Here is a 23,281-nt window from a genome sequence, read left to right as displayed (position 1 = left end):
AATTTTTATTCACCCATAGATGAAGTCACTGACACGGTCGAGCGGAAGATTGCATCCTGCCATGTGGCGAGGCGTAAAGCGCGGTCCATCGGCCGCGGCATGAGACCTGCGGTCTTGCGCGGCAGCGCCCTGACCGCGTCCAGATCATCCCAGAGGCCGAGCGTCAGGCCCGCAAGATAGGCCGCGCCGAGTGCCGACGCTTCCGCAGCGTCACACTGGATGACAGGGTGAACGAGCGTGTCGGCGACGCACTGCATCAGGAACGAATTCTTGCTGGGGCCACCGTCGACAAACAGCCTGCCGAGCGGCGTCGGCGACTGGGCCGCCATGGCCTTGAACACATCGTGCACCTGGAAGGCGATCGAATCCGTTACGGCGCGAGCCATCTGCGCGCGCGTCGTATTGAAGGTGATGCCGGAGAAGAGCGCGCGGGCATCCGCGTGCCAATGGGGAGCGCCGAGGCCGACAAAGGCCGGGACGAAACCGGGACCTTGCGGGTCGGCCGTCTCGGCGAGATCGATCAGCGCCTGCACGTCGGGAAGGCCGAGAATTTCAACCATCCAGGGCAGCGAGGCGGCCGATACCAGGATATTGCCTTCGAATGCATAGGTCGGCTTGCCACCGAGCGACCAGGCGATCGTCGTGGTGATGCCGTTTTGCGGCGCGATGAAATGCGGCAGCGTCGTCATGATCGACGAGCCGGTGCCAAAGGTGACCTTGCCGTCGCCGGGCGCGAAGGCACCGTGGCCGAAAAGGGCCGCGTGGCTGTCGCCGATGGCGGCCGCAATCGGAATGCCGTCGGCCAAGCCGGGGACACCGAGCGTTTCGCCGAAGCGGGATGCGCTGTCGCAGACCTCCGGGAGATGGGCCTTCGGCACCCCGAAGAGATCGCAGAGTTCGTCGCTCCAGACCTTGCGATTGAGATCGAGAAGCTGGCTTCGCGCCGCATTGGACGCATCGCAGGCATGCACCTTGCCGCCAGTCAGTCGGTGGACAAGCCAGGAATCGACCGTTCCGAGCCGCAGCGGGCGGCCATCCGGCGCTCGGTCGAGAAGCCACCTCATCTTTGGCCCGGGGAACATCGGATCGATGGGCAGGCCAGTGAGCGCCTCGACACGGGCGGAATGGCCGGATGCCTTGAGTTCGGCGCAGACCGGCGCGCTGCGGCGGCACTGCCAGCTGACGAGGGGTCCAAGTGGCTCGCCAGTCTCTCCGTCCCAGATGGTGACGGATTCACGCTGGTTGGAAATGGCGATACCGGCGATGGTCACATTCGGCGCGGCGGCAAGACATATGCCGATCGCTTCCAGGACGGACTGCCAGACGCGCTCGGGATCCTGCTCCACCCAGCCCGGCTGCGGATGCGATATGCCGACGGGCGAAGATCCGCGCGCCACAATCTCGCCCTCGCTCGAGACGAGCACGGCCTTCGAGTTCGTGGTTCCCTGGTCGATGGCGAGGATGGCAGTGATCATGTCGGCTCCGAATGCTGCAAGATGCCGCCCGGTACAGCGGCGGCATCCAAAGATCTGTACGGCAGCCGTTAGCTGCGGCCACTCTTCCGCGCCAGCAGTTCTTCCGCAGCGGTGGCGATACCCTGTGGCGACATGCCGAATTCGTCGAGGAGGAATTCGGCCGATCCGGTTGGCGCAAAGATGCCGGGCACACCCAGGATCTTCATCGGTACTGGCGCCTCCGCAACGACGACTTCCGCGATGGCCGACCCGAGACCGCCATAGATCGAATGCTCCTCGGCCGTCAGGATCGCGCCGGTTTCGCGCGCAGCAGCAACGATGCTTTCCACGTCGATCGGGCGCACGGTTGCCATGTTGAGGACACGTGCCTCGATGCCGCGGGCGGAAAGGATCTCGGCCGCCTTCATAACGCGGTGCGTCAGCGTGCCGTTGGCAATCAGGGTGACGGCATCGCCGTCGCGCAGAAGGTTCGCTTTGCCGGGTTCGAAGACATGACCTGCCGGAAGCAGGTCCGGCACGCCAACGCGCGACAGGCGCAGGAAGACGGGGCCTTCATAGCGCGCGGCCCATTCGACGGCTGCAGCGGTCTCGATAGAATCGCAGGGCGCGATCACCGGGAGGTTCGGCAGAACCCGCATCCAGGCGAAATCCTCTACCGAATGGTGCGTGGGGCCCAATTCTCCATAGGCCATGCCCGAGGATATGCCGATCAGTTTCACGTTGGCGTTGGAATAGGCAATGTCGGCCTTGACCTGTTCGAGCGAACGCCCTGTCAGGAAGCAGGAGGCACCGCAGACGAAAGGCAGCAGACCACCGTTCGCAAGGCCAGCGCCGACGCCGACCATGTTCTGTTCGGCGATGCCGACATTGACCAGCCGCTCCGGCCATTTGGACTTGAAGCCACCGAGCTTGGAGGAGCCGACGGAGTCGTTGCAGACAGCGACGACTTTCGAATTCTCGGCGCCGAGGCGTTCGAGCACGGCGACAAATGCGTCACGGCAGTCGTGCAGTTTTTCGGTCATGGTCACGGCGTTCATCAAAGCACCTCCGAAAGCTCGGCCACGGCAATTTCGTATTGTTCGGCATTCGGCACCTTGTGATGCCAATCCACTCTGTCCTGCATGAAGGAAATGCCGTGGCCCTTATTGGTGTGAGCGACAATGCAGTGGGGACGGGCTGACCGGTGCTGCAGGGCCGGGACGATCTCTGCCATTGCATTTCCGTTGATTTCCGTGACATCCCAACCGAAGGCCTGAAGCTTGGAGCCGAACGGCGCCATGTTGTTGGTGTCGCTCAGGGAGGCCCCCTGCTGGAAGCGGTTGTGGTCGATGATCAGCGTGAGATTATCGAGGCCGAACTGAGCCGCCGACGATATCGCCTCCCAGTTGGATCCTTCCTGCATCTCGCCGTCACCCGTCAGCACATACGTATGATAGGCGGCACCGGTCAGCTTGGCTGCCTTTGCCATTCCGACAGCAACCGGCAGACCATGTCCAAGGGGACCGGTATTGGTCTCCACACCCGGAACCTTGTTGCAGTTCGGATGTCCGTTGAGGCGCGAATGCGGCTTGAGGAAGGTCGAGATCTCCTCTTCGGGAAAGAAGCCGCGCTTCGCGAGGGTTACGTAAAGAGCGAGAGCGACATGTCCCTTCGACAGCACGAATCGATCCCGGTCAGGGTGCTTCGGCTGATCCGGCCAGATCCTGAGCACCTGGAAATACAGGGCGGTCAGAACGTCGATGGCTGACATTTCTCCGCCGATATGGCCAGCGCGCGCTTCGTAAACCGCCTGGAGATCGCGAAGACGTATCTGCCTCGCAATGCGGTCGAGATCATTCGGCTGCATGGAAACCTCATTGTGCATAAATATACTGTACCTCATATAATTGCATCTCAGCTTCGCCTGTCAAGGCGCATTGCTGAAATTAAATCTTCGAAACCTCACGACATCGGTAGTTGACAGCCTAACGATCCCTGCGTTACGAATTTACACACAGCAATGAATATTTATACCAGCGCTATCGATCTGGTATCAGCATGGGAGGAGCGGATGTCGGTTCAAGCGGCAGACCAGGGGCGCGGCGGGGGCACGAATGCCTTGTCGGCATTGAGAGGCACGACCGGCCCGCTGATCGGCCTCATCCTGCTGTGCATCTTCCTCTCATTTGCCACCGACAAGTTCATGTCGGCGCGCAACCTTCTCAACGTCCTCGACCAGATCACGGTGCTGGGAATCATGGCCGTGGGCATGACCATGGTGATCCTGATCGGCGGTATCGATCTCGCCGTGGGCTCGGTGATGGCACTCGCCATGATGGTGATGGGCTACCTCGCAAACCAGGTGGGCATGGCGCTCCCTGTCGGCATTATCCTGGCTCTCGGAGCCGCCGCCGTGACAGGCGCCATTTCCGGAATACTGATTACGGCGCTCGGGGTGCCGGCCTTCATCGCTACGCTGGCGATGATGTCCGTCGCCCGCGGCTTGGCAAACATGATCACTGACGGCCAGCAGATCGTTGGCTTCCCTTCCTGGTTCAGCCTGCTCGCCTACACCCGCTTCGGCGGTTTCCTGACGCTGACAGTGGCTGTCATGCTGGTGGTATTCGTGCTCGGCTGGATCTACCTGCGCTACACCACGGGCGGCCGCTCGCTCTATGCGATCGGCGGCAATCAGGAGGTCGCGCGCCTCGCCGGCATCAACGTCAATCTCTACACGATCGGCGTTTATGTCGTGTCCGGCCTGCTCGCGGGCCTAGCCGGTGTGGTTCTCGCCATGCGCCTCGATTCTGTCCAACCGACGGCCGGCGTTTCCTACGAACTCGACACCATCGCAGCCGTCGTCATCGGCGGAACAAGCCTGAGTGGCGGCAAGGGCGGCATTCTCGGAACGATCATCGGCGTTTTGATCATCGGCGTCCTGCGCAACGGCCTGAACCTGCTGGGCGTCTCGCCCTTCACGCAGGCCGTCGTCATCGGCGTCGTCATCGCACTCGCAGTCGCGGCCGAAGCCATCAAACGGAGGTGATGGCTCGGCTGCGGTTCAGTTTGGCGGCATTGTCGCCAGTTCACCGCCCGGCAAATGCCAGGCAAAACTTCGGTCCTGCGGTGGTAGCGGGGTGCCGAAACAACGGAGGAGATCTACCATGAAAATCAAGACCATGCTTCTGGTCGCTGCAGCGCTGGCGACAACGGCCCTCAATCCTATCGGCGCATCTGCCGAAGAGGTCAAGAAGATCGGGCTCGCCGTCTCGAACCTGCAGGCCGACTATTTCAACCAGATCAAGATCGGCGTCGAATCCTATGCCAAGGAGAAGGGCATCGAGGTCATCACTGTCGACGCCAAGAACGATAGCGCCACGCAGGTCAGCCAGGTGCAGGACCTGTTGACGCAGGGCATCGACGCCTTCATCTACATTCCTGCAGGTGCTGCCGCCGCCGCCGTTCCGACGCGCCTCGCCAAGGAAGCCGGGATCCCGGTCGTCAATGTCGACCGCAATGCCGACGGTGCGCCTGGCGATACATTCATCGCCACCGATAACGCAACCTCGGCCTATGAAGTCTGCAAGCACATCATCGGGCTGGCCGGCGGCCAGGGCAAGATGCTCATGATCCACGGCCAGAAGGGCACAACGCCGGAAGTCGAGCGGACCAAGGGCTGCATGCAGGCGATCGGGGAGAATTCCGGGGTCGAACTGGTGGCCCAGCAGTGGAGCGAGCAGTGGTCGCAGGCGGAAGGCCTCAACATCGGCCAGAACCTTCTCCAGGCCCATCCCGACGTTTCGCTGATCTTCGCACAGGCTGACGGTCTGGCACTCGGTGCCGCACAGGCAGTCAAGGTCTCCGGCGTTTCCCAGCGGGTCTATGTCGGCGGGTTCGATGGTGACACCACCGCTCTGCCGATCCTCGCGCAAGGCGGCTTTGACGCTACGGCGACACAGCAGGTCCGCGGCATCGGCCGTCTCGCCGTCGACAGCGCCATCAAACTCGCAGCCGGCGAAACACTCCCGGCGGAGCAGCTGCTTCCCGGCTTCCTGACGACGCCGGAAAATGCTGAAAAGTTCGTCGCCGAGCATCCCTGATCACGACCGGAAGACAGCGCCATGACTGCCAACGACCTCCCGCCCATCCTCTCGCTCCGGCAGATCCGCAAGGTCTACGGATCGCTCGAGGTCCTGCACGGCATCGACCTCGATGTGAGAGCGGGTGAAGTCGTGGCGCTGCTGGGTGAGAACGGCGCCGGAAAATCGACCCTCTCAAGGATCATTTCCGGCGCCGTTCAGCCGACTTCCGGCACAATGACATGGCTCAGCGCACCTTATGCGCCGGCCACCCCGCGGGCCGCCATGGATGCCGGCGTCGGCATGATCCATCAGGAGCTGAAACTCCTGCCAGAATTGTCGATCGCCGAGAATGTCTTCGTCGGGCGCTACCTCACCAAGGGCGGACGCATCGATCGACAGGCGATGGAGGAACGCGCCCATGCCGGCCTGCAGAGGCTGGGGCTCGACGTCTCCCCGCGCCGGCTGGTGGAAGGCCTCTCCACGGCCAAGCAGCAGCTGATCGAAATCGCCAAAGCGATGACGCTGAATGCCCGGCTGCTCATCCTCGATGAGCCGACCGCAGCGCTCGGCGGAGAAGAAACACAGCTCCTATTCCGCCAGATCGAACGTCTGAAGGCCGACGGTGTCGGCATCATCTACATTTCCCACCGACTGGAAGAAATCCGACAGATCGCCGACCGCATCGTCGTCATGCGCGACGGTGCCAAGGTGCAGGAATTCGATAGCGGGGACGTTCCCGTCCGCACCATTGTCGAGGCCATGGTCGGCCGCTCGCTGGACCGCATGTTTCCAGCTGTGCCAGCCCCATCGGACGACGTCATGCTGGAGATACGCGGGCTTTCGTCGCCATCAGGCACATTCCGCAACATCGACTTCGCGGTGAAGCGTGGCGAAGTGTTCGGGATCGCGGGCCTTGTCGGTGCCGGGCGCACCGAGCTCGTCCGGGCGATCACCGGAGCCGACCCGATCGCCGCCGGCGAGGTCGTGCTCGACGGCAAGGTGATCACGCCGCGCTCACCGCAAGATGCGATCCGCAACGGTATGGTCCTGGTGCCGGAGGATCGCAAACTCCAGGGGCTCGTCCTCGAGCACTCGATCACGGAAAACATCGGCTACGCCAATTTCGACGCCGTCTCGAGAACCGGCTGGATGACGTCGAAGCGTCTCAGCCAATTCGCCGACGGCTACATCAAGAAATTCGGAGTGAAGGGTCGCGGCGAGCAGAATGCCGGAGAGCTTTCTGGCGGCAACCAGCAGAAGGTGGTGCTCGCCAAGTGGCTGGCGCGCAACCCGAAGGTCGTGGTGCTGGACGAGCCGACCCGCGGCATCGACGTCGGCGCGCGCTCGTCGATCTATGACACTATCATGGAACTCGCCCGCCAGGGCATCGCCGTCATCGTCGTCAGCTCGGATCTGGAAGAGGTGCTCGGCGTCTCCAACAGGATCATGGTGATGGCACAAGGAAAACAGGCTGGAATTCTCGACCGCGCAGACGCCAATGACGTCTCGGTCATGGAACTCGCCACGATTTAATTGCAGGAGAACGACCCATGTCGGACATGACTTTGAACGCACCGAAGCTCTTCGATCTTTCGGGAAATGTGGCGCTGGTGACGGGAGCCGGCAGCGGCATTGGTCAACGGATCGCGATCGGGCTCGCCCAATGCGGGGCCGACGTCGCGCTCCTCGACAGCCGCACCGATGACGGTCTGGCGACGACTGCGCGTTACGTCGCGGCCGCCGGTCGCCGCAGCATCGAAATCGCGGCGGACGTGACCCAGGCCGGCGCGCTGACGGACGCCGTGGCGCGGACTGAGGCCGAACTCGGCCCGCTGACCCTCGCCGTCAACGCCGCCGGCATCGCCAATGCGAACCCGGCGGAGGAGATGGAAGAATCCCAGTTCCAGACGATGATGGACATCAACCTGAAGGGTGTCTTCCTGTCCTGCCAGGCCGAAGCCCGTGCCATGCTGAAGAACGGTCGCGGCTCGATCGTCAACATCGCCTCGATGTCGGGCGTGATCGTCAATCGCGGCCTGAACCAGTGCCACTATAACGCCTCGAAGGCCGGCGTCATTCACATGTCAAAGTCCATGGCGATGGAATGGGTGGGACGTGGCGTTCGCGTCAATACGATCAGCCCCGGCTATACCGCGACGCCGATGAACACGCGGCCGGAAATGGTCCATCAGACGAAACTTTTCGAAGAACAGACCCCGATGCAGCGCATGGCCAATGTCGACGAAATGGTCGGCCCGGCCGTTTTCCTGCTGTCCGGCGCCGCGAGCTTCGTCACCGGTGTCGACCTCCTAGTCGATGGCGGCTTCTGCTGCTGGTGACCCCCATCGAAACAAGGCCTCCCAAGCCTGCACGGTGCTCGCGCACCGTGCTTTTTTTGTTTCGCGACGTCGCGTGGCAACCAAGCGACAAGACTTGCAATTTTGCTGCATCTGCTCAGTTTGCGCTTGAAAAGTCGGTATCCAATCTCCTACCTTGAAGGGGTTCTCAGGGCGGGGTGAAACTCCCCACCGGCGGTATCCGGCGAAGCCGGGAGCCCGCGAGCGCTTTCACTTCGGTGGAAGGCAGCAGATCCGGTGCGATGCCGGAGCCGACGGTCACAGTCCGGATGAAAGAGAGCACCGGCCATGGCGCCTCCCTTGCCGGGAGACGTGTGTGCTGTGTTCGCCCAAGGGATGGATGGCGACCGCAAGGTCGTGGTTTGGCCGCTGACGCGGTGACCCTTGAAAGGCAATGGAATGACACTTTCGACTATTGAAGACGCATTGGAAACCCTTGCACGCGGCGGTATGGTCGTCGTCGTCGATGACGAGGACCGCGAGAACGAGGGTGACATCATCGTCGCTTCCGAGCATGTGACGTCTAAAACCATCGCTTTCATGATGAAACATGCCCGAGGGCTCGTTTGCATCGCCATGGAAGGCGACCGGCTCGATGCGCTCGGAATTCCGCTGATGGTCCCGAACAATACGGAATACCTGAAGACGGCCTTCACAGTGTCGGTGGATTACATCCACGGCACGACGACCGGAATCTCGGCCGCAGATCGCGCCACGACGGTTCGCGCCCTGATGGACAAGTCATCGACTGCCGAAGACTTCGCTCGGCCGGGGCATGTTTTTCCCCTGCGGTCCCATCCTGATGGCGTCTTGGGCCGCCCCGGCCACACGGAAGCTGCAGTCGATCTCGCACGGTTGATCGGCAAGAAGCCGTCCGGCGTGATCTGCGAGGTGGCAAATGACGACGGAACCATGGCCAGGCTGCCCGATCTCGTCGTGTTCTGTGAACTGCACGGCCTCCCTCTCATCTCCATAGAGGAGTTGATCCGCTATCGCATGCGGTGTGATCAGAGCGCATCCGCGGCCGCCGCGTAACGCAGCCGAGGGCGCGGCGGAACTGGCGTCGGCGAGCTCACCCGGAGATGCCTCATCGGGGGAGCTGGTCGGCCAAGAGCCGATCCTTGGCAAACTGCAAACTGGAGCGGTGCAGATCGGGGGTCGCGCCGATCGGGAAAACCTGCGACTGCGGTTTAGCAACAGCATCGGGGACAGGCCCTATCAGCATTGCAGGGACTGGGTGTCCGTTAAAGAGATGCGATGAAGTCGAGGATCTCTCGTTCGGAAACGACGTCGGCATATTTTGCATTCATGTCAAAAAGATTTGCCTCGTGCGGCGCTGCATGCCGGTCGCCGCAGGCCTCGCGGACGACCGTGGTGATGAAGCCGTGCGACATGGCATCGACGCAGCTCGCCCGCACGCAGCCGCTCGTCGTCAGGCCCGTCAGAATGACATTGTCGACGCCGATCGAGGTCAACAGCGGCGCAAGCGACGTCCCGAAGAAGGCGCTCGGATACTGCTTGGTGATGACGAATTCGTCCGGAAACGGTTCGAGCCCCTGCGGCCATGCTCCGAGCGGATTTCCGGCCGTGAAGCAGGCGAGCGGTTTCGCCTTCTGGAAGAATCGCCCGCCATCCAGACCACTGGGATGGAGCACCACGCCCGTAAGAATGACGGGAATGGCCTTTTCCCGCGCCTTCTCACGGATGCGCAGGGCGCTGGCAAGCGCGGCGTCCACGCCGGCATAGAGCGGGCTTTCCGGCTCGAAATAGGCCTGAACGAAATCGACCAGAATGAGCGCAGGCTTTTTGCCGAAACCGATCCTGTTGTCATAGGCCTTGGCATAATTTGCGGTGAGATCGTCGGTCATGGCTCAGTCCTCGGTTTCGGCGAATTTCTTCTCGAAAGCCCACACGTCCTCGAAACCGAGCAGGCTGTTGAAGTCCTTGAAGGGGTAAAGCGGCACGGCATCGGTCGTGATGCCGTTGTCGAGCAGGTCCTGATAGGCATGGCGCAGCGCGTGACCATGGGCGAGAAAGCCAAGGGCGGGATAGATGGCGATCCTGTAGCCGAGCGCCTGCAAGGCAGAGGCCGGCAGAAGCGGGGTACGCCCGCCATTGACCATATTGGCGAGCAGTGGCCGGTCCATGGCCTCGGCGATCGCCTTCACCTCTTCGGTACTCTCAGGTGATTCCACGAAAAGAATGTCCGCACCTGCCGCCGCATAGGCTTTCGCTCTGCGGACCGCCTCGTCGAGACCAAGGCTCGTGCGGGCGTCGGTACGGGCGATGATCAGGAAATCGTCGCTGCGCCGGCTATCGACCGCAACCTCGATCTTCTTCACCATATCCGCCATGGGCACCACGCGCCGATTGGGCGTGTGGCCGCACTTCTTCGGGAATTCCTGATCCTCGAGCTGGATGGCCGAGACGCCGGCCTCTTCATACCCCCGAACGGTGTGCCGAACATTGAGCAGTCCGCCATAACCGGTATCCGCATCGGCGATGACAGGCGTATGGGTGAGCTTCACCATCTGCGCAATACGCTCGATCATGTCGCGATAGGTGGCAATGCCCGCATCTGGAATGCCGAGGGTAGAGGCGACCGTTCCATATCCTGTGACATAGAGCGCCTTGAAGCCCATCTGGTCTGCGATCAGAGCCGAGATCATGTCGTAGATCCCAGGCGCCAGGATGAACTCGCCGTCGGTGAGCCGCTGCTTCAAAGTGGGATCGGGCATGTTTCGTCTGCTGCTTTCATCTCGGATTGAGGACGGGTTCGAGCTGCCGCGCGACATCGAGCAGATGTTTGTCGGCGAAGCGCGCGGCGATCAGCGTGACACCGATCGGGAGAGAGGGATGGCCAAGCGGCACCGGGATATTGAGACAGGGGACGCCGAGAAGCGTCCAGGAGGCATTGAAGACCGGATCCCCCGGGCGGCGTCCGAGCGGTGCAAAACCAGGTGCGCTCGGAGCGATCAGGATGTCGAAGTCCTGCATCAAGGCGTCAAATGCGATGCGTCCGAGCGCCATAGCATCATAGGCCTGTGCGAGGTTCCGAAGGCTGGAGCCATCGCGATTTTCGACCCGGTGGTGGAAATCATCGTGCAGGAGGCTTCCATGGCGTCGCGCCAGATTGCGGAAGGATGCCTGCCCCTCCCGGTGAAGGATCACGCGGTGGTGGCTGTCGAGAGCTTCGAATTCGGTCGGCAGGTCGATGGACTGCACTGAATGGCCCCGCGCTTCGAGCCGCTGCTTCGAGAAGTCAAGAGCTAAGAGGCTCTCGGGTTTCAGGCGCTCGCGATAGGGCCCAGGCGTGATCGCAATCCTGACCTTGCCCGGCAAGTCAGCCGACTCCAGCGCTTCATCGAGCCCGAGCACAGACGCGAGCAGTGCTACGTCATCCACCGAACGGCCAAACCAGCCGACGGTATCGAAACTCTGCGCGTAGATCTTTGCGCCTTCGCGACTTACCCGGCCGAAGCTCGGCTTGAAGCCGACGACCCCACAAAAGGAGGCGGGCCGGATCGTCGAACCGCCCGTCTGCGTCGCAAGCGCCAGCGGCACGTGCATGTCGGCTACGGCTGCGGCCGAGCCCGCAGACGAACCTCCGGGGGTGTGCGCGAGGTCGTGAGGATTGGCGGTTGCCGCATCACAACCGGCGGCCGCGAATTCCGTCGTATCGGTCTTGCCGAGAATGATGGCGCCTTCGCTGCGCAGAAGATCGACCACGGCCGCGTCTGCGGCAGGCTGGAAGCCTTGAAAGAGTGGCGAATTGTGCGTGGTGGGAAGGTCTGATGTATCGAAGACATCCTTCACCCCGATTGGCAGACCGTGAAGCCTGCCACGCTCGGCCTTCGGGGCGGCATCGCAAAGGTCGGCCTGTGCTAGTGCCGTTTCGCTGAGTGCTAGCCAGGCCCTGACATCGGCATCTCGATCATGGATCCGTTCGAGGCAGTCCGAAACGAGCGCGCGCGACGTCAGACGCCCATCCGCCATCAGGGAGAGGGCCTCGGTTGCCGTGAGCGCTGTGAGATCCGGTGTGACAGGGGCGTGCGATGTCATAGGGCATCCTCTGGCGGCATCATCCGGTGGAAATCCGTCACCTCCTGAAAAGCCTTCCCAAGCCTCAGGCAAAGCGCATCTCCCCCGGGGTGACCGACGATTTGGATGCCGGTCGGCAAGCCGGTTGAACCGACACCCGACGGCACCATGAGCGCCGGCAGGCCCGTCACATCGAAGATCATCGTGTTGCGTGAAATGACTGTCTGGAATGCGTGGCGTTCGCCATCGATATCGACGGTGAGATCATCGAGATGGCCGGCTTCGCCACCGAGGCCCGGTGTGATCACCGCATCGATGTCGCGCATGGCGGTCAGGAATGCCTCAAGTGCCTCAGTCCGACGCTGAAGTGCTTCGCCATAGTCACGGGCCGAGTAGCCCAGCCCGTTCTTCAGACGATGCAGGAGGCCTGGATCGAAGAGTTCGGCGCGGTCAAGACGGGCCGCATGAAGGCTCGCCAGCTCGCTCTGAAGGATGACCCAACCGGCCTCATGCAAGGGCTCTACCTCGATTCGCGGCAGCGGCACCAATTGACATCCGAGGGCCTCGAACTGTCCCAGGGCGGCCTGCCAATTGGCGAGCACGCGTTGGTCGACCTTCTCGGTGAACCAGTTGACGGGAACGCCAAGCCTCAGGCTCCGGACGGGGCCGTTGGTCAACAGCGCGGCGATTTCGCTTGCCAGCCGCCCTCCACCGCCGTGCAGCATGAATGGCAGAACGCGGGCGATATCTTCGGCCGAGCGCGCCATCGGACCGACATGATCAAGGGTCCAGGAAAGGGGAGCGACACCCTGCCGAGAGATCAGTTCACGGCTTGGCTTCAACCCCGTTGTGCCGCACCAGCAGGAGGGGACGCGGATCGACCCTCCCGTATCCGTGCCGAGCGCAAGCGGCATCAGCCGAGCAGCGAGGGCGGCTCCGGACCCTGTCGAGGATCCGCCCGTCCAGCGACGACGGTCATGCGGATTGGTGACGGTGCCGTAGCGTGGATTGTCCGGCGATCCGGTCGCGAACTCGGTGGTCGCAGTGATTGCGAAGGGAATCGCACCGGCAGCACGCAGGGCTGCCACCACCGGCGCATCGACGGCCGCGACACGGTCACCCGTGAAGTGAGAGCCTGAGGTAACCATGGTACCCGCAACATCGATGATATCCTTGACACCGAAGGGGATGCCTTCCAGCGGTCGCGCACGACCCTCGGCAATGCGCCGATCGCTCTCTCGCGCAGCCTGTTCGGCGTCTGGAGCGAAGCGGAGAACTGCTTCTCCTCCCGTCCGGGCAGCTTCAATGCGCGCCTTGAGCTGGTCAAGAAGTTGCGACGGTTGCAAGCTGCCACTGGAATAGGCCGAGAGCAACTCGGTCACCCCGGCTGCGACCGGGTGATTCTTCAGCGGAGCCCGCGCCGGCGGCAGAGCCACCGAAGCAGGATCCACTTCCGACAACACCGCATCGCGATGAACGCGGTCGACATGGGTGGGGTCTGCCAGTGTCATCGGATCGAAGTTGATCCCCGCCGCTGGGCGGGGATTGCCAACAGATGCAGGCTGAGTCGCCGTCACGTCATTCCGCCGCGATCTGTTTGGGTGCGCGGCTTGCCATCAACGGCTGGACACGCTCGCCGAACTGATCGAGACCGATAAGGAAGTCGTCAAAGGTCAGCATGATGCCCTTTGTACCCGCCACATCCGCCGCCTCGTCCAGCATGCGGGCGACCTTCGCATAGGAGCCGACCAGCGTGCCCATATTGAAGTTGACCGCCCCTTCGGGGAGGTTGATGTGCTTGGCGGTCGAATTGGCGTCCGCCGATGCGTCCTTGCTACCCTGATCCGCCATCCAGGCCAGCGCGTCGACATCAGCACCTGCGCGATACTTCTGCCACTTCGCCTCGGCCAGCTCGTCCGTCTCGTCAGCGATCACCATGAAGAGGACATAGGCGCCGACGTCACGGCCTGTCTTCGCGGCGGCATCGAGGAGCTTTTGGTTGTTGGGGGCATAGGCAGTCGGCGTGTTGATGCCGGAACCCATGACGAAGTTGTAGTCCGCATATTCAGCGGCGAACTCCATGCCGCGGGGGCTCTGGCCCGCTGCCACGATCTCGATCTTGTTCGCCGGCATCGGCTTCATCATGCAATCCTTCATGGTGAAGTGCTTGCCTTCGAAGCTGCAGCTGCCGTTCGCCCAGAGCTCCTTCATGATGTGCACGTATTCGGTTGAATAGTCGTAGCGGTAGCCGAAATAGTCATCACCCGGCCAGATGCCCATCTGGTCGTATTCCGCCATCTGCCAGCCGGACACGATGTTCACACCGAAGCGACCGGGCGCCACGTTGTCGATGGTGGTCGCCATGCGCGCGACGATTGCCGGCGGCAGGGTGAGAACAGCTGTAGACGCGAAGAGCTTGATGCGCTCGGTGACGGCGGCGAGGCTCGCCATCAGCGTGAAGCTCTCGAGGTTATAGTCCCAGAATTCGGCTTTGCCACCGAAGCCGCGCAGCTTGATCATCGAGAGGGCGAAGTCGAGGCCGTAGCTTTCCGCTTTCTGGACGATCTGCTTGTTGAGCTCGAAGCTCGGCATGTATTGCGGCGACGCTGTCGAGATCAGCCAGCCGTTGTTTCCGATAGGAATGAAGACACCGATATCCATGTGGTTCCCCTTTTAGTATGACCTACACGCAAGCAGTATGTACGAACTAATGCAAAAATTTTTGAGGCTGTCCAGCCAAAAATGCCTGATCTTTAGGCCTGCATATTTTTCGATCATTCGCCGGAATCGCGCGCAGGGCGGAGTTGCCGAGCAACCGTTCAAACGGACGATCTGTAGGCAAAACAGGACGCGGAAACGCCATCAGCGCCCAAGAGCGCTGCTGGTGGCCATGGATCTATGATGAGAAAAGGGGAGGCTCAGCCTTCGGCGCGAAGCGTCGTGGTGAAGGTGAAGCGCTCTGCCGGAAGCACCTGGAAGGCGTATTCCAGCAGGCGGCGGCCGGAGCCGAAGTAGCGTCGAGTGACGACCAGCGCCAGATCGCCTGCCTTGACATCGAGCTTGGCGGCAATCTCGGCGTCGAGGATCATCGGGCGGATGTCCTGCTGGATTTCCTGGATCTTCTCCCCCGTGTACTGCTCGATATAGTGAAAGATGGCGCTGCGGGCGACCGTGATGTCCTTCACGGCAGCAGCCAGCTTGGCGTCGACATAGACCTCATTCCACGAGAACGGGCGGCTGCGATTGCCGGGATACCGGATACCGGCCATGTGGAAGAACTTGCGCCCGGGCCGGCAGCCGAGCTCGACGGCAAGCTTGCCCTGCGCGGAGATCTCTTCCTTGGTATCGATCACGAATTCCGTTTCGGCGGCGATCTCGAACAGCTCCGAACGCGAATGGGCGATGAAGCGCTTCTTCTCCGGGTCGAACCCCGCCTCAACGCGCGTGCCCACGCCCTTGCGGGCGGAAAGGCGCCCCTTGTTGCGAAGCGTTGCTATCGCCTGACGCACGGTCTGGCGGCTAACGCCGAGAGCGGCTGCGATCTCGTTTTCCGTGGGCAGAAGCGATCCGACCGGAAACTCGCCGTCGCTGATCCGGCTCTCTAGATGATGGGCGACCTGCAGGTAGAGCGGCGCGGTGTCCACTTCCGGCTTCCAGTCCATGCGCTTCTGATCCAAGCTCAACCATCCCCATCGGCGCAACGCCGAGTTCCTCGTGCCAGAGTTTCAACCTCCTTTCCCGGCAAAAGGCAAATGGAATTCGGGAGATCGAAGCAGGCCGCAGCACCGGCTTGCGATCCTTCACCAAATCAATTAGTACGTACATATCCTAGCCACATCCTCCGAGACAGCACCATATGTCTGACTTCATCGCCGAAGAGGCGCCACCCGCGCGACACGCCTCCTCGCTTACCCAGACCTTGATTGCGGCCACACTGATACAGATCGTCGCGACGGCAAGCGTGCTCGCGCTGACCGCGATTGCGCCCACGGTGGCGAAAGATCTAGATATCGGGGCCTACTGGATCGGCTACCAGATCAGCCTGATCTACTTCTCCGGGATGTTTTCTTCGGCGATTGCCGGGACGCTGGTTCAGCGCTTCGGCCCAATCCGGATCGAACAGGCCGCTCTCGCCTGTTTCGTGCTGGGCTTTGTCGGCATTGCGAGCGCTAAGATCCCGCTGATCATCGCCGCCTCCCTCTTCATCGGCATCGGCTACGGGCTCAACAATCCCGCCTCCTCGGAAATGCTGAGCCGGGTCACCCCCTTGAACAGACGCAATATCGTCTTCTCCCTGAAGCAGTCGGGCGTGCCACTCGGCGGCATCCTTGCGAGCTTTGCCTTTCCGTTTCTCACGCGCTTCTTCGACTGGCACGTCGCGCTGCTCATCGGCGCCGTCGCCCCGATCCTGACGATGGCGCTTCTGGCCGCGACGCATGCAGCGGAGCCGGTCAATCCGGCGCCAAGGCGGTCTTTTTTGAAGGGCTTCGCGGAGGAGCAGTCGACGATCTGGCGCAATCCGCGACTGAGGGCGCTGTCGGCTCTCGGCTTTGCCTATTCAGCCATGCAACTGTCCGTCTCGGCATTTGCCGTCGTAACGCTCGTGCATGACGCCGGATGGTCGCTTCTTTCGGCTGGCTCTGTTGCAGCAGCCATGCAGCTTGCCGGCGCGGTCGGGCGCATTTTCTGGGGTGTGGTCGCCGACAGGATCGGTGGCGGGTTCAAGACACTCGCCCTGCTCGGATTGCTGGGCGGCACCGGTTATGCCCTGCTGTTCTGGCTGACCGATCTGCCAACGATCGCGCAGGTGGCGCTTTTCGTCGCCATGGGTGGGGTCACCATCGGATGGAACGGCGTGCTGCTCGCCGAGGTGGCCCACAATGCTCCGGAGGGACGGGTCGGCTCGATCACCGGCGGCGTGCTTGTCTACACTTTCATCGGGGTGATCGTAGGGCCCTCGTCATTCGGCAGCGTTTATGCACTGACGGGACACTATGGCGCCAGCTTCATGATCTTTGCCCTCTTCGGCTTCGCTGGCTGCTTGATCGCCTGGCGCGCGCATACGGCCAGCCGATAACAACTCTCACCATATGTACTGACATATCACTCGGCACTCATCGATGCTGCACGTGCGAGATCGCGCGCCTGCTGGGGACGAGCTGCGCCCAGTTGATCGCGATTCGATCGCCTGACTGAAAGGGTTTTCGGCATTCGCTGAATAAATGTGCAGTGCAAAAAAATAGGCAAAACACGATTGACGTTCGGCTGACTATGTACGTACATTATCTACGAGCGGTCATCGAGAACCGCATCAGATGACACCGGAAAACCGGGTTAGAGACAGGGGAACGTCAATCATGCGCCTCATTCTTGCCAGTTCGCTTTTGGCCGCATCCACACTTGCGGTCGCCTCCACGCCAGCCGCCGCAGATCCCATGGCCGATGCAAAGGCCATCATCGAAGCGCACCGCGCCATGCCGGTCTTCGCCGCACCTGGCGAACCCTTCGATGCCAAGGCCTGCATGGCGGACAAGAAGGTTCTGTCGATCCCGATCTCGATGACGATCCCGTTCAATGTGGAGCTTCAGAAGGCGATGGCCTCGGCAGCGGCCGAAGTTGGCTTCACCTACACGACCTGGGACAACCAGCTGAAACTCGACCAGTGGGTTCAGGGGATTTCCCAGGCGATCAGCCAGGACTATGACGTGGTCGACCTTGCCGGGGGCCTCAATCCGGAAGTGCTGGGGCCGCAGCTCTCCGAGGCACGCGCCGCTGGCCTCAAGATCAGCACCACCCATTTCTACGACGTGACCCAGCCGGCTGTGGAGAGCGTCGACTATTCCGGCAAAGTCGACTTCACTGGCGCGGGCAAGTTGCTCGCTGCCTGGGCCTATGCGCAGACCGAAGGCAAGCCGAACGTACTGATCATCGGCTCCTCTGATGTGCTGCCGTCAATTCCTTTCGTCCAGTCCATCCAGGACCAACTCAAGGCGCTCTGCCCGGACTGCAAGCAGACGCATCTCGACGTGCCGGTTTCCGAATGGGCAACGAAGATCCAGTCGGGCACCCAGTCGGCGCTGCTGGCCGACCCCTCGATCAACTACATCCTGCCGATCTACGATTCGATGTCGCAGTTCGTCGTGCCCGCATTGCGCATCACCGGCTCTGAAGGCTCGGTGAAGGTTGCGAGCTTCAACGGTACGCCCTTCGTGCTGGACATGGTGCGCGAAGGACAGGTCGAGATGGATATCGGCGAGAGCCTTGGCTGGGCCGGATATGCAGCCATCGACAACATCATGCGGATGCTGTGCGGCAAGCCGGAAGTGGCCAAGCTCAATGTGCCGCTCCTGGTCTTCGACAAGGATAACATCGAGACCGCAGGGGTGCCTGCCAACTTCGACGATGGCTACGGCGACGCTCATCTCGAGGGTTTCCGCAAGCTCTGGATGCTGAAGTAACCCAGCCACATCGGGAGCGGCGCGATGACCGAGAATGCTGTGCTCAGGATGAACAACATTCGCATGCGGTTCGGGAGCTACTACGCGCTCAAGGGCGTATCGCTTTCCATCCGCCGCGGCGAAGTCTTCGGCCTGCTCGGGCAGAACGGCTCGGGCAAGTCGACGATGATCAAGGTTCTCGCGGGCTTCCACCAGCCGGAAGAGGGCAGCGAAGTGGTCCTTTGGGGCCAGACGCTGCCCCTGCCGCTTGACCCGATGGATATCAAGAAGCGTGGCGTGGCCTTCGTCCACCAGCATCTCGGCCTCGTTCCCTCGCTGACCGTCCTCGAGAACATGCGGGTGACTGCGCTCGGGCAGAAGACGCCATGGGGCGTGAACTGGAAGCGGGAAGCACAGACGATCTCGGCTCTTTTCGCCGAATTCGGCCTCGACATCGACCCCTATTGCACCATTGCCAGCCTGGCACCGGTTGAACGCGCCTTCGTCGCCATTGTCAGGGCGTTCGAAGATCTGCGCGCCTCGGATGCCGGCTATGGCGGTGAGGGCATATTGGTGCTCGACGAGCCGACACCTTTCCTGCCTGCCGAAGACGTTCAGCGGCTGTTCACGCTGATCCGCTCTATCGTCAGGTCCGGAGCTTCGGTCGTCATCGTCACCCACGACATCGACGAGGTGAGGGATATCACCGACCGCGTCGCCGTTCTGCGGGATGGCGAACTCGTCGACATCCTCGACACCCGAACAGCCGAACGCCAGTCTATTCTCGATACGATCGTCGGTACGCGAATCGATCACTTTCAAAAGGATCGGATGGCAACGGATGGCATTCCCGCCGCCGTTCGTGTCCGCGATCTGAGCGACGGCAGGTCCCCAGGCTTCGATTTCGAGATCCGTGAGGGCGAGACCCTCGGAGTGACCGGCCTCATCGGTTCGGGCTTCGCTTCTGTGCCCTATCTGCTTTACGGCGCGCTGCGTGGCACAGGCACGATCTCGATCGGCGGCCAGAGCCTTGCCCTATCCGCCATCACCCCTCTTCTGGCGCAGAAACTCGGCATCGCCTTTCTGCCGGGAGACCGACTAGGATCTGCCGGTATCGGCAGTCTGTCGGTGACAGACAATATCACCCTCCCGGTTCTGGAAGGGCTGCTCAAGCCTTATGGGCTCGATCGTGGCTGGATGGTGAGAGAAGCAGGTCGCCTGGCCCAAGTCTACGACGTCCGTCCCCAGGACCCGCAACTGCCGCTCGGCTCGTTGTCGGGGGGCAACCAGCAGAAGGTCCTGCTGGCAAAGTGGCTGCAGATCAAACCCAATCTGCTGATGCTCGACGAGCCAACCCAGGGCGTCGATTTCGGCGCTCGCCAGCAAATCTTCAAGGCGCTCGATCAGGCCGCGGCTGGGGGTACGGCTATCCTCTGCGCCTCGACAGACAACGAACAGCTCGAACAGATCTGTGATCGGATCATCGTCTTCTCCCGCGGACGCCCGGTCATGGAGCTCAAGGGTTCCGAGATCTCCCGCAAGTCCATCACCGAAGCCTGTTTCCACAGCCATCAAGCGGAGGCTGCAGAATGACGACGCTCGACATGCCGACAACTAAATCCCTCCCCCGGGCGAAGAGCCGCTTCACGGTCAAGACAGAGGTCGAACGCTTCGCGCTCGTCGCAGCCTGGCTGCTGCTGATTGTGATCTTCGGCTTCCTGATGCCGGAGTCTTTCCTGAGTTGGCGCAGCTTCTCCACCCTGTTCGGATCTCAGGCCATCCTCGTCGTCCTGACGTTGGCGATCATCCTTCCACTCACCTCCGGCGATTTCGACTTGTCGGGCGCCTCCACGCTCACCATGAGCTGCATGCTGATTGCAGTTTTGAACGTGAAGCTTGGCTGGCCGATCTTTCCCGTGATCTTGGTGGCGCTCGCAAGCGGCATCGTCATCGGCGCGGCCAATGCATTCTTCGTCCTTTATTTCCGCATTCATTCGCTGATCGTGACGCTCGGCATCGGCACCTTCGTCAATGGCCTGATCCTCTGGGTCAGCAACAGCCAGACGATATCAGGCATCTCCATGGGCCTCGTGGAATGGGTTATCATCAACCGCTTCCTCGGCATACCGCTCGCCTTTTTCTACGCCATGATCCTGGCTGCGATCATCTGGTATGCGCTCGAATACACGATCCCGGGGCGCAAGCTGCTCTTCGTCGGTCGCGGTCGTGAAGTGTCACGCCTGAACGGCATCAATGTCGACCGCGTCCGCGCGACCTCCTTCGTCCTCTCTGGCCTGATCTCGGCCTTTGCCGGCGTGCTCTATGCCGGCATGACCGGTTCCGCCGATCCGCTTTCCGGCCTCAACCTTCTGCTGCCGGCCTTCGCCGCCGCCTTCCTGGGCGCCACGACGATCTCTCCGGGGCGATTCAATGCCTTCGGTGCCGTGATCAGCGTCTATTTCCTGGTCACGGGGATCACCGGGCTGACCATGCTGGGCGCAGATGCCTATGTGCAGAACCTTTTCTATGGTGGTGCGATGGTGATCGCGGTCTCGCTCAGCCAGTTGGTCCGAAACCGGCAGCCGCAGGATTTCAGCTGATGGATATCGAAGACGTCATGAAGGCCCTCGCTCGAGCCTATTGGGGACGACCGGCCGTTGATCCGGAACTCGTCGCCATGGTTGGCGAATTGCGCAGGGACAGCGCTGCGATCGCTGCGGCTCCGGAAGGGCGGAACGGCGCATTGTTCAATGTGGAACCTGCAGCCTTCGACCGCATACTGCAGACGGAGGCGGATCGATGAGCCTCGACGATCCCCTTTCGCTCGCGGAGGCGGCAGCCGCTGTCAAAGAACGCCGGATCAGCGCCGTGGAGCTGACCAGAGCGGCACTCGACCGCGCAAGATCGAGCCACGAGCAACTGAACGCTTTCATCGAAATCGAAGAGGAAGCGGCATTGCGGGCGGCCCATCTGGCAGACGAGGCGCTGGCGCGGGGTCAAGCAACGGGCCCATTGCACGGCGTCCCGCTTGCCCACAAGGATATGTATGACCGCAAAGGCTTCGTCACCGGATGCGGATCGAAGATCAGGCAATCTCATGTCGCCACGGAAACCTCGACTGTGATGCAACGGCTGGAGGCAGCTGGTGCAATCTCCATCGGACGGCTCAACATGAGCGAATTCGCGATGGGTCCGACTGGTTACAACTTTCATTACGGCCGGGCTTTGAACCCGATCGATCCCGAGCGGATCACCGGGGGATCGTCATCGGGCAGTGGTTCGGCCGTCGGCGGTGGCGTGGTCACAGCCGCACTCGGCTCGGATACAGGAGGATCCATTCGGCTGCCCGCAGCCTGCTGTGGCATCGTCTGCATCAAACCGACCCAGGGCCGTGTCAGCCGGCATGGTGTGATGCCGCTCTCCTTTTCGCAGGACTGCGTCGGCCCACTCGCCCGCACGGTGGAGGACGCCTATCGCGTCCTGAGGGTGATCGCCGGACCAGACGGTCGAGACACGACATGCATGGCCGTCCCACGCCCCGCCCCTTTGATGGATGAGATTGGCGCACTGCGCGTCGGAATTCTCGGCGGCCAGTTTGAAAGCGGACTGGACGATGCGGTCGGCACCGCGATCGAAACAACTGCGCATGTCCTAGAGAATGAAGTTGCCTCGCTTGGAATGAGCAAGGGCATCGACATGCCGTCGATCGCAGAACTTGCCAATGTCGTCGCCATGGCCGAGGCCGGCACTGTCCATTTCGACTGGATGCGAGAGAGCGCGGAAGACTACGGCCCCCAGATCCGCATGCGTTTGGCGCAGTCACTGGCCATCCCGGCGCCAATCTACATCAGGGCGCTGCAGATGCGGTCGGTTTTACTGGAAGCATTCCTCAATGAGGCCTTCGGCGATACCGACATCCTGATTGCACCGGCGATGCCAGCCCTCCCTCCGCTGTCCAGCGAGGTCGACATCGGCACCAGCCCGAAGATGAACGCGGTGGTCAGCGCCATGACCTCCTTCACCCGACCCTTCAGCTTCCTCGGACTGCCCGTGGTGACGCTTCCCGTTGCGGTCTCGCCCGGTGGTCTCCCAATTGCCATCCAGATCATTGCAAGGCCCTGGCGGGAGGACCTTGCAGCGAGCCTTGCTCGCCGCCTCGAACTAATCCTGTCGCTTGCCGCCTTTACTCCATCGACAAGGACACGGTCTGCGGCATGACCTTACCGACAACAAGACGATCCCAAAGCCAGAGAGGATGACCACGATGAACAGCATCCCCAGTTTCGCCGAACCCCTGGACGTCATCTCCCCGATTACCCGCGAGGCATTCCGGGACGCGATGGCAAAAATGGTCGCGGCCGTGAACATCATCACGACGGACGGTCCGGCCGGCCGCGCCGGCTTTGCCGCGACCGCCGTCTGCAGCGTCACCGACAGTCCCGCAACGCTGCTGATCTGCCTCAACCGATCCGCATCCGTCTTCGATGCCGTCACCCAGAACGGTATAGTCTGCGTCAACGTACTTTCATCCTCTCACGAGGCGCTGTCCGGGGTCTTCGGTGGCAAGACGCCAGTCGACGAACGCTTCGCTGCCGCCGAATGGAGGAGTGGAATTACCGGCGCGCCTGTGCTGAGCGACGCCCTCGTCTCCTTCGACTGCCGTATCAGCGAGCAGTGCGACATCGGCACCCATCGGGTGTTATACTGCACAGTTGAAGGCATTCATGGTGGCAATGACGCGGAGGCATTGGTCTATTACAGACGTGCCTATGGGCGTATTGCGAGTTGACATGCCGTTCGGCTTACCCATGACCCAACTCTCCCGCCAGTTCTCCGGGAAACAGAGAAGACGTGGCGATTGGCAATCCTGGAAGAGCTAATGGGCCGCGCCGGTGTGATTGCCGGGCAGG

At 61.8% G+C, this 23,281-nt stretch carries 21 protein-coding genes and 1 riboswitch; of the genes, 12 read left to right on the top strand and 9 right to left on the bottom strand.

Going from position 1 to position 23,281, the window contains the following annotated elements; translation table 11 throughout:
- Positions 1 to 5 precede the first annotated feature (5 nt).
- The 3 genes from E9677_RS24345 to E9677_RS24335 all read right to left on the bottom strand — a co-directional run bounded on the left by E9677_RS24345 (position 6) and on the right by E9677_RS24335 (position 3,321).
- A complete protein-coding gene (locus E9677_RS24345) occupies positions 6 to 1,472 on the bottom strand; it encodes an FGGY family carbohydrate kinase (protein ID WP_168801344.1) in 1,467 nt (488 codons plus the stop codon).
- Positions 1,473 to 1,543: 71 nt separating this feature from the next.
- Positions 1,544 to 2,512, bottom strand: a complete 969-nt coding sequence (locus E9677_RS24340) for a transketolase family protein (RefSeq protein WP_136560661.1) — start codon at positions 2,510 to 2,512, stop codon at positions 1,544 to 1,546.
- The gene (locus E9677_RS24335) at positions 2,512 to 3,321 is read right to left on the bottom strand and encodes a transketolase (protein WP_168801343.1); all 810 of its coding nucleotides are present in this window, start codon (positions 3,319 to 3,321) and stop codon (positions 2,512 to 2,514) included. Before E9677_RS24335 ends, E9677_RS24340 begins: the two co-directional genes overlap by 1 nt.
- 204 nt (positions 3,322 to 3,525) lie before the next feature.
- On the opposite strand from E9677_RS24335, the gene E9677_RS24330 reads away from it, so the two are divergent.
- From E9677_RS24330 to ribB, 5 genes are all read left to right on the top strand, one after another.
- On the top strand, positions 3,526 to 4,500 hold the full coding sequence (locus tag E9677_RS24330) for an ABC transporter permease (RefSeq protein WP_136560659.1): 975 nt from the start codon (positions 3,526 to 3,528) through the stop codon (positions 4,498 to 4,500).
- Positions 4,501 to 4,618: 118 nt separating this feature from the next.
- Positions 4,619 to 5,554, top strand: coding sequence for a substrate-binding domain-containing protein (locus E9677_RS24325; RefSeq protein ID WP_136560658.1), 936 nt, complete (start codon positions 4,619 to 4,621; stop codon positions 5,552 to 5,554).
- Between the two features lie 21 nt (positions 5,555 to 5,575).
- Positions 5,576 to 7,069, top strand: coding sequence for a sugar ABC transporter ATP-binding protein (locus tag E9677_RS24320; protein WP_136560657.1), 1,494 nt, complete (start codon positions 5,576 to 5,578; stop codon positions 7,067 to 7,069).
- A 17-nt stretch (positions 7,070 to 7,086) separates the two neighbouring features.
- Positions 7,087 to 7,875, top strand: coding sequence for an SDR family oxidoreductase (locus tag E9677_RS24315; RefSeq protein WP_136560656.1), 789 nt, complete (start codon positions 7,087 to 7,089; stop codon positions 7,873 to 7,875).
- Between the two features lie 158 nt (positions 7,876 to 8,033).
- Positions 8,034 to 8,178, top strand: a riboswitch (FMN riboswitch).
- A 114-nt stretch (positions 8,179 to 8,292) separates the two neighbouring features.
- The gene (ribB, locus tag E9677_RS24310) at positions 8,293 to 8,928 is read left to right on the top strand and encodes a 3,4-dihydroxy-2-butanone-4-phosphate synthase (RefSeq protein WP_136560655.1); all 636 of its coding nucleotides are present in this window, start codon (positions 8,293 to 8,295) and stop codon (positions 8,926 to 8,928) included.
- Positions 8,929 to 9,137: 209 nt separating this feature from the next.
- On the opposite strand, the gene E9677_RS24305 is transcribed toward ribB, so the two are convergent.
- The 6 genes from E9677_RS24305 to E9677_RS24280 all read right to left on the bottom strand — a co-directional run bounded on the left by E9677_RS24305 (position 9,138) and on the right by E9677_RS24280 (position 15,611).
- A complete protein-coding gene (locus tag E9677_RS24305) occupies positions 9,138 to 9,761 on the bottom strand; it encodes an isochorismatase family protein (protein ID WP_136560654.1) in 624 nt (207 codons plus the stop codon).
- A gap of 3 nt (positions 9,762 to 9,764) precedes the next feature.
- On the bottom strand, positions 9,765 to 10,631 hold the full coding sequence (locus E9677_RS24300; RefSeq protein ID WP_136560653.1) for an isocitrate lyase/PEP mutase family protein: 867 nt from the start codon (positions 10,629 to 10,631) through the stop codon (positions 9,765 to 9,767).
- Positions 10,632 to 10,647: 16 nt separating this feature from the next.
- Complete coding sequence (locus tag E9677_RS24295) at positions 10,648 to 11,955, bottom strand: amidase (RefSeq protein ID WP_136560652.1); 1,308 nt, start codon at positions 11,953 to 11,955, stop codon at positions 10,648 to 10,650.
- The gene (locus E9677_RS24290; RefSeq protein WP_136560651.1) at positions 11,952 to 13,511 is read right to left on the bottom strand and encodes an amidase; all 1,560 of its coding nucleotides are present in this window, start codon (positions 13,509 to 13,511) and stop codon (positions 11,952 to 11,954) included. Before E9677_RS24290 ends, E9677_RS24295 begins: the two co-directional genes overlap by 4 nt.
- 1 nt (position 13,512) lies before the next feature.
- Complete coding sequence (gene rutA, locus E9677_RS24285; protein WP_136560650.1) at positions 13,513 to 14,595, bottom strand: pyrimidine utilization protein A; 1,083 nt, start codon at positions 14,593 to 14,595, stop codon at positions 13,513 to 13,515.
- Positions 14,596 to 14,852: 257 nt separating this feature from the next.
- A complete protein-coding gene (locus E9677_RS24280; protein ID WP_136560649.1) occupies positions 14,853 to 15,611 on the bottom strand; it encodes a GntR family transcriptional regulator in 759 nt (252 codons plus the stop codon).
- A gap of 179 nt (positions 15,612 to 15,790) precedes the next feature.
- Here E9677_RS24280 and E9677_RS24275 point away from each other — a divergent pair, with 179 nt between their 5' ends.
- From E9677_RS24275 to E9677_RS24245, 7 genes are all read left to right on the top strand, one after another.
- Positions 15,791 to 17,011: an MFS transporter gene (locus tag E9677_RS24275; RefSeq protein ID WP_136560648.1), complete on the top strand. Its 1,221-nt coding sequence runs from the start codon at positions 15,791 to 15,793 to the stop codon at positions 17,009 to 17,011.
- Positions 17,012 to 17,291: 280 nt separating this feature from the next.
- Entirely contained in the window at positions 17,292 to 18,392 is a 1,101-nt protein-coding gene (locus E9677_RS24270) for a sugar ABC transporter substrate-binding protein (protein ID WP_168801342.1), read from the top strand.
- A gap of 24 nt (positions 18,393 to 18,416) precedes the next feature.
- On the top strand, positions 18,417 to 19,964 hold the full coding sequence (locus tag E9677_RS24265; RefSeq protein ID WP_136560646.1) for a sugar ABC transporter ATP-binding protein: 1,548 nt from the start codon (positions 18,417 to 18,419) through the stop codon (positions 19,962 to 19,964).
- On the top strand, positions 19,961 to 20,971 hold the full coding sequence (locus E9677_RS24260; RefSeq protein ID WP_136560645.1) for an ABC transporter permease: 1,011 nt from the start codon (positions 19,961 to 19,963) through the stop codon (positions 20,969 to 20,971). The genes E9677_RS24265 and E9677_RS24260 overlap by 4 nt, the downstream gene beginning before the upstream one ends.
- Entirely contained in the window at positions 20,971 to 21,174 is a 204-nt protein-coding gene (locus tag E9677_RS24255) for a hypothetical protein (protein WP_136560644.1), read from the top strand. Before E9677_RS24260 ends, E9677_RS24255 begins: the two co-directional genes overlap by 1 nt.
- The gene (locus E9677_RS24250) at positions 21,171 to 22,589 is read left to right on the top strand and encodes an amidase (protein ID WP_136560643.1); all 1,419 of its coding nucleotides are present in this window, start codon (positions 21,171 to 21,173) and stop codon (positions 22,587 to 22,589) included. Before E9677_RS24255 ends, E9677_RS24250 begins: the two co-directional genes overlap by 4 nt.
- A gap of 46 nt (positions 22,590 to 22,635) precedes the next feature.
- A complete protein-coding gene (locus E9677_RS24245; protein WP_136560642.1) occupies positions 22,636 to 23,160 on the top strand; it encodes a flavin reductase in 525 nt (174 codons plus the stop codon).
- The last annotated feature ends 121 nt before the right edge of the window (positions 23,161 to 23,281 follow it).

The sequence above is a fragment of the Peteryoungia rhizophila genome, assembly GCF_004912145.1.
Lineage (GTDB): Bacteria > Pseudomonadota > Alphaproteobacteria > Rhizobiales > Rhizobiaceae > Allorhizobium > Allorhizobium rhizophilum.
Note: the sequence above shows the minus strand (reverse complement) of the source record. Positions and strands in the feature narration are given on the sequence as shown.

What these genes read in the sequence shown, in the direction of transcription:
- E9677_RS24340 (WP_136560661.1), bottom strand. Translation starts at nt 2,512, where the DNA reads ATGAACGCCGTGACCATGACCGAAAAACTGCACGACTGCCGTGACGCA.
- E9677_RS24335 (WP_168801343.1), bottom strand. Translation starts at nt 3,321, where the DNA reads ATGCAGCCGAATGATCTCGACCGCATTGCGAGGCAGATACGTCTTCGC.
- E9677_RS24330 (WP_136560659.1), top strand. Translation starts at nt 3,526, where the DNA reads ATGTCGGTTCAAGCGGCAGACCAGGGGCGCGGCGGGGGCACGAATGCC.
- E9677_RS24325 (WP_136560658.1), top strand. Translation starts at nt 4,619, where the DNA reads ATGAAAATCAAGACCATGCTTCTGGTCGCTGCAGCGCTGGCGACAACG.
- E9677_RS24320 (WP_136560657.1), top strand. Translation starts at nt 5,576, where the DNA reads ATGACTGCCAACGACCTCCCGCCCATCCTCTCGCTCCGGCAGATCCGC.
- E9677_RS24315 (WP_136560656.1), top strand. Translation starts at nt 7,087, where the DNA reads ATGTCGGACATGACTTTGAACGCACCGAAGCTCTTCGATCTTTCGGGA.
- ribB (WP_136560655.1), top strand. Translation starts at nt 8,293, where the DNA reads ATGACACTTTCGACTATTGAAGACGCATTGGAAACCCTTGCACGCGGC.
- E9677_RS24305 (WP_136560654.1), bottom strand. Translation starts at nt 9,761, where the DNA reads ATGACCGACGATCTCACCGCAAATTATGCCAAGGCCTATGACAACAGG.
- E9677_RS24300 (WP_136560653.1), bottom strand. Translation starts at nt 10,631, where the DNA reads ATGCCCGATCCCACTTTGAAGCAGCGGCTCACCGACGGCGAGTTCATC.
- E9677_RS24295 (WP_136560652.1), bottom strand. Translation starts at nt 11,955, where the DNA reads ATGACATCGCACGCCCCTGTCACACCGGATCTCACAGCGCTCACGGCA.
- rutA (WP_136560650.1), bottom strand. Translation starts at nt 14,595, where the DNA reads ATGGATATCGGTGTCTTCATTCCTATCGGAAACAACGGCTGGCTGATC.
- E9677_RS24275 (WP_136560648.1), top strand. Translation starts at nt 15,791, where the DNA reads ATGTCTGACTTCATCGCCGAAGAGGCGCCACCCGCGCGACACGCCTCC.
- E9677_RS24270 (WP_168801342.1), top strand. Translation starts at nt 17,292, where the DNA reads ATGCGCCTCATTCTTGCCAGTTCGCTTTTGGCCGCATCCACACTTGCG.
- E9677_RS24265 (WP_136560646.1), top strand. Translation starts at nt 18,417, where the DNA reads ATGACCGAGAATGCTGTGCTCAGGATGAACAACATTCGCATGCGGTTC.
- E9677_RS24260 (WP_136560645.1), top strand. Translation starts at nt 19,961, where the DNA reads ATGACGACGCTCGACATGCCGACAACTAAATCCCTCCCCCGGGCGAAG.
- E9677_RS24255 (WP_136560644.1), top strand. Translation starts at nt 20,971, where the DNA reads ATGGATATCGAAGACGTCATGAAGGCCCTCGCTCGAGCCTATTGGGGA.
- E9677_RS24250 (WP_136560643.1), top strand. Translation starts at nt 21,171, where the DNA reads ATGAGCCTCGACGATCCCCTTTCGCTCGCGGAGGCGGCAGCCGCTGTC.
- E9677_RS24245 (WP_136560642.1), top strand. Translation starts at nt 22,636, where the DNA reads ATGAACAGCATCCCCAGTTTCGCCGAACCCCTGGACGTCATCTCCCCG.